Here is a 12,575-nt window from a genome sequence, read left to right as displayed (position 1 = left end):
GAAGCGGGTCAGAAGGTGAAGCCGAGACGGAAGTGCAGGCGGAATTTCTTCGAGTCGACGCCGTAGGCCAGGTCGGCCTGCACCGGGCCGACCGGGCTGCGCCAGCGCGCGCCGACGCCCACGCCGACCTTGGGCTTGAGCTCGCCGGGCTTGTCGGCCACGGCGCCGGCATCCACGAACACCACGCTCTCCCATTCGGTGAGCTTGTCCTTGTAGACGAAGGGGCGCTGCCATTCGAGGCTGGCCACGCCCAGGTAGCGGCCCGCCACGGTCTTGCCGTCGGCGCGCACGGTGCCGATCTGCTTGTAGCTGTAGCCGCGCACGGTGGTGTCGCCGCCGGTGAGGAACATCAGCGTGGACGGGATCTGCGCGCTGTCCTTGGCCGCGACGGCGCCGGCCTCCAGGCGCATCTGCAGCCGGCTGCGGCGCGCGCGGGCGTTCCTGTCCTCGGCCGCGCCCAGCGGCAGCACGCCGAGAAAGCGCGCGTAGGTGCGCGTGAAGGGCACCTGCTGGCCGGTGAGTGTGTAGCCCGCGGCCATTTCGAGCGCCAGGCCGTAGCCGCGCGAGGGCGCCGCGTTGTCGTCGAAATAGCGCCCGGTCCAGCCCCAGTTGGCGGTGACGGCCGAGGCCGAGGGCGGCGCGTCGGTGCCGCGGTTGTGGGCGTAGTCGTACTGCAGGAAGTAGCTGCGGTCGATGTGGTCGCTCGACTTGTTGCGCCCGCCGCGCAGCCGGCCGCTGTCGACCACGTAGCTGCCCGACTGCTCGCTCTTGAGTTCGCCGCCGGCGAACCAGCGCCAGCCGCGGTCGTCGGGCACGGCGTTCCACTCGGTGCCCAGCGACTGGATGTCGTTGTCCAGCGAGAGCCGCGACACCGCGCGCCAGCCGAGCAGCGGCATGCGGTTGTGCGTGTGGTCGATCGACAGGCGCGGGCCGTTGTCGGTGGTGAAGCCCACGCCCATCACCACCTTCTGCAGCGGCGCCTCGCGCAGCTGGGCGATCACGGGGGCGGCCAGCGGCGTGTTGCTGTCGGTGTCGAGCGTGAGGAACACGGAGTCGTAGTAGCCGCTGCTGGCCAGGCGCTGCTGGGCATCGAGCAGCTTCTGCTGGTCGTAGTCGGTGCCGGTGGGCAGGCGCGCGATGCGGCGCGCGGCGTCGGCGTCGTAGCGCTCCACGCCGCGCAGCACCAGCGGGCCGAACTTGTAGGCGGGGCCCGACTGGTAGGTCACGCCGAGCCGGGCCTCGTGGCGGTCGGCGTCGATCTCGGCGCGGCTGATCTCCACGCTGCCGGTGGGAAAGCGCTTGGCCGTGAGGCTGCGCAGCGCGGTGGTCTTGGCGTCGTCCCACGCGCCTTGCGTGAAGGGCTCGCCCGCGCGCAGCGCCCAGCCGGTGCGGATGGCGTCGCGCTGCGCTTCGGCGGTGGGGTCGTTGGCGATCTGGCCGGCGTAGCGGATCTGCACGGTCGACACTTTCGTTCGCTCGCCGGGGGCCACGGTGATGACGACCTCGCGCGGGGCCTCGGTGCTGTCGGGCGTTTCGTTGAGTTCGAGCATGAGCGTGGGCGTGAAGTAGCCCAGCGTGCCCAGCAGCTCGCGCGCATTGGCCTCGGCCGCGACCATGAGGCGCGAGACCTCGGTCACGCCCAGGTCGTCGAGCTCGCGGTAGCGCTGGATTTCGAGGTGGCGCGCGAGGTAGTCGCGCTCGGTTTCGGGGCCGCGCACGTCGACGGTGAAGGCGTTGCGCCGGCCGTCGGCCTTGGCCTTGTCGTCGTCCTTGGCGGTGTCTCCGTTGCTGTCGCCGCTGCGCACCACGCCCGCGGTGGACGCACCCGTGTCCGCCGCCTCTTTTTTAGGCAGCAGGCTGCAGCCTTGCAAAAGCAGGACGCCGGAAAAAAGCAAAGCCGGCCACAACGCCGGCGAAAGAACGGATGCCACCCTGACCATGGGGGCATTCTGACAGCACCCGTGTGGCGGCTGCCCCCCACTTGTGCGGGGCCGCGGGTTACTTGGACAGCATGCGCATCGCCTCTTCGAGGCCGCGCAGCGTGAGCGGGTACATGCGGTTGGACATGAGCTGCTGCATCACCGCGATGCTCTGGCGGTACTGCCACACGCCCTGGGGCTCGGGGTTGATCCAGGCGAACTTGGGGAAGGTGTGCGTGAGGCGCTGGATCCACTCGGCGCCGGCCTCTTCGTTGTTGTATTCGACGCTGCCGCCAGGTTGCAAGATTTCGTAAGGGCTCATCGTGGCGTCGCCCACGAAGATCAGTTTGTAGTCTTTGTTGTACTTGCGCAGGATGTCCCAGGTCGCGAACTTCTCGGAGAAGCGGCGCTTGTTGTTCTTCCACATGAAGTCGTAGACGCAGTTGTGGAAGTAGTAGAACTCCAGGTGCTTGAACTCGGTCTTCACGGCCGAGAACAGTTCTTCGACGCGCTGGATGTGTTCGTCCATCGTGCCGCCCACGTCCATCAGCAGCAGCACCTTGACGTTGTTGTGGCGCTCGGGCCGCATCTTGATGTCGAGGTAGCCGGCGTTGGCGGCGGTCGAGTGGATGGTGTTGTCCAGGTCCAGCTCTTCCTCGTGGCCTTCGCGCGCGAACTTGCGCAGGCGCCGCAGCGCGACCTTGATGTTGCGCGTGCCCAGCTCCTGCGTGTCGTCGTAGTCCTTGTAGGCACGCTGGTCCCACACCTTCACGGCACTGCGGTTCTTGCCGGCGCCGCCGATGCGGATGCCCTGCGGGTTGTAGCCGCCGTTGCCGAAGGGCGAGGTGCCGCCGGTGCCGATCCACTTGCTGCCGCCTTCGTGGCGTTCCTTCTGCTCTTCGAAGCGCTTCTTGAGCGTTTCCATGAGCTCGTCCCAGCCCATCTTCTCGATCTTGGCCTTTTCTTCGGCCGTGAACTCGCGCTCCAGCGTCTTCTTGAGCCAGTCGAGCGGCACTTCCTTGGTGAAGTCGGTGAGCATCTCGACGCCCTTGAAGTAGGCGGCGAAGGCACGGTCGAACTTGTCGTAGTGCTTCTCGTCCTTCACGAGCGCGGTGCGCGAGAGGTAGTAGAAGTCGTCGATGCCGTAGGCACCGTCGGAGTTCGGGCCCACCACGTCGGACTTGAGCGCCTCGAGCAGCGTGAGGTATTCCTTGACCGACACCGGCAGCTTGGCCGAACGCAGCGTGTAGAAGAAGTCGATGAGCATGGGGTGCGCTCCTTGTGTGTCGTCGTCAGTCGCGCGGCTTGTCGAGCAGGTACTGCAGCTGGGCCTTCACCTCGGGCCATTCGCCCGCGCGCAGGCTGTACATGACGGTGTCGCGGATGGTGCCGTCGCGGCGCATCACGTGGCCGCGGATCACGCCGTCTTTCTTGGCGCCCAGGCGCTCGATGGCGCGCTGCGAGGCGAAGTTGAAGTTGTCGGTGCGCCAGCCCACCACGTTGCAGCCCAGCGTGTCGAACGCGTGCGTGAGCATCAGCAGCTTGCAGGTGGTGTTGACGTGGGTGCGCTGGCAGCGCTCGGCGTACCAGGTGTAGCCGATCTCGACGCGCTTCACGCCCGGCAGGATGTCGTGAAAGCTCGTGCTGCCCAGCACGGTGCCGGTGGCTTCGTCGGTGACGGCGAAGGCGAAGCGGTCGGCCGTCTTCAGGGCGGTCTCGATGTAGGCGCGCGTGTCCTGCGGCTCGGGCACGGAGGTGACGCGCAGCTTCCACAGCGCGCCATCGGCGGCCGCGGCGCGCAGGCCGTCTTCGTGGGTGAGTGCCAGCGGCACGAGCGCGAGGCCGCGGGCCTTCAGCGTGACGGGTTCGACGAACGCCATGTGCAAACTCTCCGTGTCTCCGTGCGGGTCTCGGTGGATCTGGGGCTCAGCCGCGCGGGTCGCCGTACTTGTGCACGTACCACGCGCGCGCGGCCTGCGCACCGGCGCCGCCGCCCAGGCCGATCAGCGCAATGCCGACGATCTCGCGCGTGCCGTACTTGCTGTCGGTGCCGAAGGCGTCGAGCCCGAGCAAGAGCCCGATCCCGCGCCCGATCAGCGCGCCCACCACGAACAGCACCGCCTGGGCGATGCCCAGCTTCATCAGCTGTCTGGTGGAATGCGGTTGCCGGCTCATGGCCTAGCGGTTGTTGCGTTGCATGAAGACGAGCTTCTCGAACAGGGTCACGTCCTGCTCGTTCTTGAGCAGCGCGCCCACCAGCGGCGGCACGGCGACCTTGTCGTCCTTGCTTTGCAGGGCTTCGAGCGGAATGTCCTCGGCCACCAGCAGCTTGAGCCAGTCGAGCAGCTCGGAGGTCGAGGGCTTCTTCTTCAGGCCGGGCAGGTTGCGCACGTCGTAGAAGGTCTTCATCGCGGACGTGAGCAGCTCCTGCTTCAGGCCCGGGAAGTGCACGGCGACGATGTGCTTCATCGTCTCGGCATCGGGGAACTTGATGTAGTGGAAGAAGCAGCGGCGCAGGAAGGCGTCGGGCAGTTCCTTCTCGTTGTTCGAGGTGATGAACACCAGCGGACGGTGCTTGGCGCGGATGAGTTCGCGCGTCTCGTAGCAGTAGAACTCCATGCGGTCGATTTCGCGCAGCAGGTCGTTCGGGAATTCGATGTCGGCCTTGTCGATCTCGTCGATCAGCAGCGCGACCGGCTTGTCGGCCGTGAAAGCCTGCCAGAGCACGCCCTTGACGATGTAGTTCTGGATGTCCTTGACGCGCTGGCCGCCGTCCACGTCGGCCAGTTGCGAGTCACGCAGGCGGCTCACGGCGTCGTATTCATACAGGCCCTGTTGCGCCTTGGTGGTCGACTTGATGTGCCACTGCAGCAGCGGCATGTCGAGCGCTTGCGCCACTTCCTCGGCCAGCATGGTCTTGCCGGTGCCGGGCTCGCCCTTGACGAGCAGGGGGCGCTGGAGTGTGATGGCCGCATTGACCGCCAGCATCAGGTCCTGAGTGGCGACGTAGTTGTCTGAGCCCTTGAATTTCATGAGTGGAGCGGAGGCAGGGTGGAGAAAAGAACACACTCGATCTGCATTGCGCAGTCTCTTGTGCAGCCCGCGCGAGGTTCCCGTGGGACCCTTGCATATAATCGAATGTTGATTCGAAAAACTGTATCTCCACGAGATTGTGCGCGCAAAATGAACAAGTTGTTGACCACGATGTTTGCCCTTGCTGTCGCTTGCGTGACGGTCTCGGCCCAAGCCCAACAAGTCACTGGCAAGGCCCAGGACGGAGCCAAGAAGGTCCAGATGTGCGTGGGTTGCCACGGCATCATCGGCTACCAGGCGAGCTTCCCCGAGATCCACAAGGTGCCGATGATCGCGGGCCAGAGCGCCACCTACATCTCGGCCGCGCTCACCGCGTACAAGGGCGGTGACCGCAAGCACCCGACGATGCGTGCCATCGCCGACAGCCTCACCGAACAGGACATCGCCGACCTCTCGGCCTACTACAGCCAGCTGGGCGTGAAGGAAGGCGACGCGCCTGCGGCCACACCGGCCAAGGCCGCGTCCGAGAACGTCCAGGCGCTCATCGCGCGCGACAAGGACAACAGCTGCACCAAGTGCCACGGCGCCAACTTCAACACGCCGAACGACGGCACCGTGCCCAAGCTGGCCGGCCAGCACGCCGACTACCTGTTCGTGGCGCTGAAGTCGTACCGCGTGAAGAACAACCCCCACCTGGGCCGTTCGAACGCCGTGATGGCCGCGCAGGTCGAACCCAAGAAGTTCACCAACGCCGAGCTGAAGACGCTGACCACCTACATCAGCTCGCTGCCTGGCGAACTGAAGGTCGTGCCTGAATCGCGCCTGCATCACGCGCCTCAGTAAGCCAGGCCAGTCCGCAAGACTGGTGCTCCAAAGAAAAAGCCCGCTCATGCGGGCTTTTTTTCGTCCGGATTTTCCCGGGGGTCAGACGTCGAAGAAGGCCGTCTCGTCCGTGCCCTGCATGCGGATGTCGAAGCGGTACGTCACCGCGCCGCCTTGCTCCACGCGCTCGGCGATCAGCGTGTGGCGGCGATCGGCCGGCACGCTCTGCAGCACGGCGTCCTTCGCGTTGGCCTCGGCCTCGTCGCTGAAATATACGCGCGTGAAGGCATGCAGCAGCAGGCCGCGCATCAGCACGATCACGTTGATGTGCGGGGCTTCGCCGGGCGTTTCGGCGCCGGGCTTGACGGTGTGGAACACGAAGCGGTTCTGCGCGTCGGTGCCCGTGCCGACACGGCCGAAGGCGCGAAAGCCCAGGGCGCGCGCCTCGTCGGGCGTCTGCGGGTAGCGGCCTTCGCCGTCGGGCTGGCTGATCTCGACCAGCGCGTCGTTGATCGGGTTGCCGTCGCCGTCGATCACGCGGCCTTCGAGGCGGATGCGCTGGCCGCTGGCGGTGTCCAGCGCCAGCACGGCGTCGAAGGGCTGGTTGAAGTTGTAGCCGTACTGCGTGGCGGTGAGGCCGTAGGCGAAGTAGGGGCCCACGGTCTGCGAGGGCGTCTGGCCGAAGTCGGCTTCCTGTGCGGTCATCAATGGCATGGGGAATTCCTTTCAGCGGTTCTCGAACGGCGTTTCATCGGCGCCGCGCAGCACCATGTCGAACTGGTAGCCCAGGGCGTAGCCTTCCTCGGTGATGTCGAGGCTGAAGTCGGCAATGAGGCGGTTGCGGTAGCGCTCGGGCGTGCCGGTGACCATCGGGTCGTACTGCAGCAGCGGGTCGCCGGGGAAGTACATCTGCGTCACGAGGCGGCTGGCGAAGCTCTGGCCGAACAGCGACAGGTGGATGTGCTGCGGGCGCCAGGCGTTCGGGTGGTTGCCCCAGGGATACGCGCCGGGCTTGATGGTGAGGAAGCGGTAGCGGCCTTCGCTGTCGGTCAGGCAGCGGCCTGCGCCCAGGAAGTTGGGGTCCAGCGGGGCGTCGTGCTGGTCGACCTTGTGCACGTAGCGGCCCGAGGCGTTGGCCTGCCACAGCTCGACCAGCGTGTTGGCCACCGGACGGCGGCGCTCGTCGAGCACCTGGCCGGTGAGGATCATGCGTTCGCCCAGCGGCTCGCCGTTGACGCGCGCGTTGCGCGTGAGGTCGTGGTCGAACTCGCCGATGCTGTCGTGGCCGTACACCGGCTGCTGCAGCTCGCCGAGCGAGGCTTTCAGCGGAATGAGCGGCTTCTGCGGGCCGCGCTTGCCGGTCGACTTGTAGCCGGGGTAGATGTAGCTGGGATGGGCGTCCCAGTCGCGCGGGGTGAGGGTGGGCTGAACGCCGCTGGTCTTGGTCATGTACGTTGTCTCCTGTCGTGGGACGAATCCGAAGCCCGCACTGTAGAAGTGGCAATCAATGATGTAAATTGAAGATTGTTCCAGTTTCAATAACCAGAAGGCATTGAAAAAGTCTCCCGCCGAGCTTCGCCAGGATTTCGTGCGCAACGTGCAGCTGCGGCACCTGCGCGCCTTCGTCGCGGTCGCGCAGGAGCGCCACCTGGCGCGCGCGGCCGAGCGGCTGGCGCTGAGTCAGCCGGCGGTGTCCAAGACGCTGTCGGAGCTCGAGGCCGTGGTCGGCACCCGCCTGGTGGAACGCAGCCAGGCCGGTCGCCGCGGCGTGCAGGGCCTCACGCCGGCCGGCGAACAGCTGCTGGCCCACGCCCTGCGCGTGCTCGAAGCGATGGATGCCAGCGCCCAGGCCGTGGCGCCGGCGGCGGGCGGGCGCATCGAACGCCTGCGCATCGGCGCCTTGCCCAGCGTGGCGCCCGCGCTGCTGCCGGTGGCGCTGGCGCGGCTGCGCGAGGGCTGGCCGGCGGTGCAGATCCTGGTGAAGAGCGCGGCCAACGCCGTGCTGCTCGACGAGTTGCGCGCCGGCGAGCTCGACCTCGTGGTCGGCCGCATGAGCGACCCGCGCCTCATGGGCGGCCTGAGCTTCGAGCTGCTGCACACCGAGCCGCTGGTGTTCGCCGTGCGCGCCGGCCATCCGCTCGCGCTCAAGCCGGCGCCGGTGCAGGCGGTGCTCGACTATCCGCTGGTCGTGTACGGCGAGGGCACGATCCCGCGCCACAACACCGAGAGCTTTTTGTCGGCGCGCGGCCTGGCGCTGCCGCGCAATGCCCTGCAGACGCTCGACGTGGCGGTGGCGCACGCGCTGGTGGGGGTGTCGGACGCGGTGTGGATCACGCCGCTGGGCGCCGCGCGCAGCGAGCTGGCTGACGGCCGCCTGGTGCGGCTACCGATCGACACCACCGGCACCGAGGAGCCGGTCGGCCTCCTGCAGCGCAGCGAGGCCGAGCCGTCGCCGCTGCGCGCCGCGATGGCGGGGCTGCTGCGCGAAGCGGCGAAGGCGCAAGGGGCCTTGCCGTCGCGAAAGGGAACGCCGCGCGCCGCCGGCTGATCGCTCAGTCCTTGGTTGCCCGGCGCTGCACGCACGCCACATAACCATCGCCATCGGGCGGACGCCCCGCGCGCTGGCTCTCCCACATCATCTGGCCCAGGCAATCCATCGCCTCGTGGTGCGCATGCAGCAGCGAGCCGCGGCGCGCGGCCAGCAGCTCGACGGCCTGGCGGATGCCGCGCGGCTGGTCGATGGAGCACTGCTCGCTGATCGACAGGTGCATCGACAGATGCAGGAACGGGTTCTCGCGGCCGTTCGATCCGTCGTAGACCCGCGCCACCGCCGCGTCGGCGTCGACCAGGTCCTCGTGGTACTCGGGGTGCTCGTCGATCCAGCCGGCCGCGATGGTCTCCAGCGGCTCCATCGGCAGGCCCTGCCGGTGCTTGGCGTACACGTCGCAGAAGAAGCGGCGCACGTCTTCCTGGGAGGGATTGAACATATATAGAAGAGAGAAGAAGGAAAGAGAAAAAGCGGGTGGCGCGGCGCGGGCGCCAGGGCTGTGGAAAGTGCGCGCGACACGCCCGGCGTTCCGGGTACGAGGCGTTACATCGTTACGTAACGAATCGCGAATTGACCTCCTTACGGGCTGTTTCGGAGGCCGGTGCGTTGCGCGGTTTTCAGAAAAATATCCATACAAATCAATCACTTGAGGCGCCGATGGCGCGGCGTTGGCACGGCGGCGGAAAAGCGGCACGCAAGTTGCCCCTGTAGATGCATCTTTTGTCACAGAGGCTGCCATGACCGCTCCACAAGCATCGACCGTTTCGACCGAAGGGCTCGCCGCCACTGGCGCGCCCGTGGTTCTCGCCCAAGCCACCGTCACGCCGCTCGGCACGCCGGGTATCAGCGCCGGCGCCTCCGCCGCGCCTGCGGCCGTGGCGTCGCCCAGCGTGGGCACATTGTCCAATGCTACGCCCGGCGTTGCAGTGATGCGCGAGGGTGTCCGCATTCCGGTGGACGGCAATCAGACCCTGATGGCCGGCGACCGCGTGATCGTGCCGGACGGCGGCCAGGCCAACGTGCTGTTCCCCGGATCGGCCTCCAACAAGGCGCCGCTGGCCGGCGTCTTCACCGGCGGCACCGATGCGACCATCGGCTCGACCAAGCTGCCCGGCGGCCTCGAACAAGTGAATGTGGACGTCGCCTCGGGCGACCTGCAGGTGACCCCGCCGGACAGCGACGCCGATGCGGCCGCCCTGGCAGTGACCAAGAAGACCGCGGCCGGCAGCGGCATCGGCCTCGGTGAATTCGCCCTGGGCGCCCTGGGCGCCGCGGCGCTGGGTGCTGCACTGAGCGGCGGTGGCGGCGACGGTGGCACCACCGGCTTCCCGCTGTTCGTGGGCGGCCCGGGCGGTGAGTCCGACGCGGACGCTGATTCGGACTCGGACTCGGATTCCGACTCGGACTCTGACAGCGACTCGGATTCGGACAGCGACTCGGATTCGGACAGCGACTCTGACTCGGATTCGGATTCGGACTCGGATAGCGACTCGGATTCCGACTCGGACTCGGACAGCGATTCGGACTCTGACTCCGACTCGGACAGCGACTCCGACAGCGATAGCGACTCGGATTCGGACAGCGACTCTGATTCGGACTCTGACTCGGATTCGGATTCGGATTCGGATTCGGACAGCGACTCCGACTCGGATAGCGACTCTGATTCCGACTCGGACAGTGACTCGGATTCAGACTCTGACTCGGACAGCGACTCTGATTCGGACTCGGATAGCGACTCCGACTCTGACTCCGACTCGGACAGCGATTCCGACTCCGACGCAGACGCCGACCACCTCCTCGACCCAGCCGACGGCATCGTGGGTGGCGTGGTCGACGGCCTGGATGACGCGCTCGGCCTTGGTGGTTCGCTGACCCCGGTGGCGGGGGTGGTGGATGACCTGACCGACGTCGTCGACGACGTGCTCGCTCCGCTGCTCGGCGAAGAGTTCCAGGCCAACAACCCGAACCAGCTCGACCCGATCGACGACACCGTCGGCAGCATCACCGACCCGCTCGGCGAAGCGCTCAGCCCGGTGCTCGATCCGCTGCTCGGTGCCGGCGCCGCCGGTGCCATCCTGGACGGCCTGCTCGGCCAGGTCGACTACGTGACCGACGCGCTCAACAACGGGCTCGAGAACCTCGTCGGCGACAACGGCATCGTCAGCGGCCTCACCGACGCCCTCGGCCTGGGCGGCGTCACCGACCAGCTGCTGGGCGACGACGGCGCGCTCGGCGGCCTGCTCGAGAACGTGCTCGGCGAAGGCAGCCTCGTGGCCGGCGTGCTGGCCGAAGACGGCCTGGTCGGTGGCCTGCTGGCACCGGACGGCCTGGTCGGCGGCCTGCTGGGTGAAGACACCGCCGTCGGCGGCCTGCTCGACACCGTGCTCGGCGAAGACGGCCTGGTCGGCGGCCTGCTCGGCGACGGCGCCGTCGGCAACCTGACCGGCGGCCTGCTCGGCGCGGACGGCCTGCTGGGCGGTCTGCTCGGCGACGACGGCGCAATCGGCGGCCTGCTGGGCGACAACGGCCTTGTGGGCGGCCTGCTCGGCGGCGACGGCGCACTGGCCGGCCTGGCCGGCTCGGAAGGCCTCACCGGCGAACTGCTCGGCCAGGGTGGCCTCATCGACAACCTGCTCGGCCAGGACGGCGCGATCTCCGGCCTGCTCGCCGACAGCCCGCTGGGCGGCCTGCTCGGCGGCGACGACGGTCTGCTGGGCGGCCTGCTCGGCGGTGTCATCGGCGAAGGCGGCCCCATCGGCGGCCTGCTCGGCAATGACGGCCTGGTCGGCGGCCTGCTGAGCGACGACGGCCTGCTGGGCGGTGTGCTCGGCAGCGACGGCCCGTTGGGCGGCCTGCTGGGTGACGACGGCCTGGTCGGTGGCCTGCTCGGCGATGCCGGCCCCATCGGCGGCCTGCTCGGCGGCGACGGCGTGCTGGGCGGCGTGCTCGGCGACAACGGCCTGGTCGGCGGTCTGCTCGGCGGCACCGGCCCCATCGGTGGCCTGCTCGGCGACGACGGCCTGCTCGGCGGCCTGCTGGGCGACAACGGCCCGCTGGGTGGCTTGCTCGGCGGCGACGGCGTCGGCGGCCTGCTCGGACCGGACGGCGTGGTCGGTGGCCTGCTGGGCGAAGACGGCCCCGTGGGCGGCCTGCTCGGTGAAGAAGGCCTTGTCGGCGGTCTGCTGGGCGGCGTGCTCGGCGGCATCGGCGGTGGCGGCGCCCCCGGCACCGGCGCGGCCCTGCTCGATCCGGCCGACAGCGTGGTCGCCGGCCTGGTGAACGGCCTGAACAACGGCGTGCTCGGCGACCTCGGCCTGGGCGACGTGCTGGCCCCGGTCTCGCAACTGACCGACAGCCTGACCGACACGGTCGACGGCCTGCTGGCCCCGGTGCTCGGTTCCAGCTTCACGCCGAATGACCCGAACGTGCTCGACCCGGCCGACAGCCTCGTCGACGACGTGACGGACGGCGTGGGCGGCCTGGTCAGCCCGGTGGTCGACCAGCTGCTCGGCGCTGGCGCGACGAACGGCCTGCTGAACGCGGTGGACACGCAGGTCGACTTCGTGACCGACGGCGTGGCCAACCTGATCGGTGGCGACGGCCTGCTGGGTGGCGTGCTGGGTGGCGACGGCGGCTTGCTGGGCGGCGTCCTCGGCGGCGACGGTGGTCTGCTCGGCGGCGTGCTGGGTGATGACGGCCTGCTGGGCGGCTTGCTCGGCGGCGAGGGCGGCCTCCTGGGTGGTGTCCTCGGCGGCGAAGGTGGCCTGCTCGGTGGCGTGCTGGGCGACGACGGCCTGCTGGGCGGCTTGCTCGGCGGCGAAGGCGGTCTGCTTGGTGGCGTGCTGGGTGACGACGGCCTCCTGGGTGGTGTCCTCGGCGGCGAAGGTGGTCTGCTCGGCGGCGTGCTGGGTGACGACGGTTTGCTGGGCGGCTTGCTCGGCGGCGTGTTGGGTGACGACGGCCTCCTGGGCGGCGTCCTCGGCGGTGACGGTGGTCTGCTCGGTGGCGTGCTGGGTGACGACGGCCTTCTGGGTGGCGTCCTCGGTGGCGACGGCGGCCTGCTCGGCGGCATCCTCGGCGACGACGGCCTTCTGGGTGGTGTCCTCGGCGGCGACGGTGGTCTGCTCGGCGGTGTGCTGGGTGATGACGGCCTCCTGGGTGGCGTCCTCGGCGGTGACGGCGGCCTGCTCGGCGGCATCCTCGGCGACGACGGCCTTCTGGGTGGTGTCCTCGGCGGCGACGGTGGTCTGCTC

General features: G+C 68.5%; 11 protein-coding genes. 3 read left to right on the top strand and 8 right to left on the bottom strand.

Annotation, left to right across the window (positions count from 1 at the left end):
• Nucleotides 1-8 precede the first annotated feature (8 nt).
• Genes AC07SQ_RS09285 through AC07SQ_RS09265 form a run of 5 tightly spaced genes read right to left on the bottom strand, consistent with a single transcriptional unit; the run spans nt 9 to nt 4,952 of the window.
• Complete coding sequence (locus tag AC07SQ_RS09285) at nt 9-1,940, bottom strand: autotransporter assembly complex protein TamA (protein WP_495272059.1); 1,932 nt, start codon at nt 1,938-1,940, stop codon at nt 9-11.
• Between the two features lie 58 nt (nt 1,941-1,998).
• Nucleotides 1,999-3,186, bottom strand: coding sequence for a vWA domain-containing protein (locus AC07SQ_RS09280; protein ID WP_062482585.1), 1,188 nt, complete (start codon nt 3,184-3,186; stop codon nt 1,999-2,001).
• A gap of 25 nt (nt 3,187-3,211) precedes the next feature.
• Complete coding sequence (locus AC07SQ_RS09275) at nt 3,212-3,799, bottom strand: GNAT family N-acetyltransferase (protein ID WP_070062693.1); 588 nt, start codon at nt 3,797-3,799, stop codon at nt 3,212-3,214.
• A gap of 46 nt (nt 3,800-3,845) precedes the next feature.
• On the bottom strand, nt 3,846-4,061 hold the full coding sequence (locus AC07SQ_RS09270; RefSeq protein WP_235926943.1) for a hypothetical protein: 216 nt from the start codon (nt 4,059-4,061) through the stop codon (nt 3,846-3,848).
• A gap of 36 nt (nt 4,062-4,097) precedes the next feature.
• Nucleotides 4,098-4,952 (bottom strand): AAA family ATPase, encoded by an 855-nt coding sequence (locus AC07SQ_RS09265; protein ID WP_095746764.1) that lies wholly within the window; start codon nt 4,950-4,952, stop codon nt 4,098-4,100.
• 150 nt (nt 4,953-5,102) lie between these two features.
• Between AC07SQ_RS09265 and AC07SQ_RS09260 the strand changes: the two genes are divergently transcribed.
• Nucleotides 5,103-5,795: a c-type cytochrome gene (locus AC07SQ_RS09260; protein ID WP_495272060.1), complete on the top strand. Its 693-nt coding sequence runs from the start codon at nt 5,103-5,105 to the stop codon at nt 5,793-5,795.
• Nucleotides 5,796-5,876: 81 nt separating this feature from the next.
• Here AC07SQ_RS09260 and pcaG read toward each other — a convergent pair whose 3' ends face one another.
• Nucleotides 5,877-6,488, bottom strand: a complete 612-nt coding sequence (gene pcaG, locus AC07SQ_RS09255; RefSeq protein ID WP_070062689.1) for a protocatechuate 3,4-dioxygenase subunit alpha — start codon at nt 6,486-6,488, stop codon at nt 5,877-5,879.
• Nucleotides 6,489-6,500: 12 nt separating this feature from the next.
• The gene (gene pcaH, locus AC07SQ_RS09250; RefSeq protein WP_062482599.1) at nt 6,501-7,223 is read right to left on the bottom strand and encodes a protocatechuate 3,4-dioxygenase subunit beta; all 723 of its coding nucleotides are present in this window, start codon (nt 7,221-7,223) and stop codon (nt 6,501-6,503) included.
• Nucleotides 7,224-7,326: 103 nt separating this feature from the next.
• On the opposite strand from pcaH, the gene AC07SQ_RS09245 reads away from it, so the two are divergent.
• Complete coding sequence (locus AC07SQ_RS09245) at nt 7,327-8,322, top strand: LysR substrate-binding domain-containing protein (RefSeq protein ID WP_495272061.1); 996 nt, start codon at nt 7,327-7,329, stop codon at nt 8,320-8,322.
• 4 nt (nt 8,323-8,326) lie between these two features.
• Here the strand turns inward: AC07SQ_RS09245 and AC07SQ_RS09240 are convergent, their stop codons facing one another.
• The gene (locus AC07SQ_RS09240) at nt 8,327-8,761 is read right to left on the bottom strand and encodes a DUF1841 family protein (RefSeq protein WP_492730930.1); all 435 of its coding nucleotides are present in this window, start codon (nt 8,759-8,761) and stop codon (nt 8,327-8,329) included.
• A 298-nt stretch (nt 8,762-9,059) separates the two neighbouring features.
• Between AC07SQ_RS09240 and AC07SQ_RS09235 the strand changes: the two genes are divergently transcribed.
• On the top strand, nt 9,060-12,575 hold a 3,516-nt coding region (locus AC07SQ_RS09235), incomplete at its 3' end, for a hypothetical protein (protein ID WP_495272062.1).

This window comes from Variovorax sp. GW821-FHT06D12, from assembly GCF_059419205.1.
This window is presented reverse-complemented; position numbering and strand designations above follow the sequence as displayed.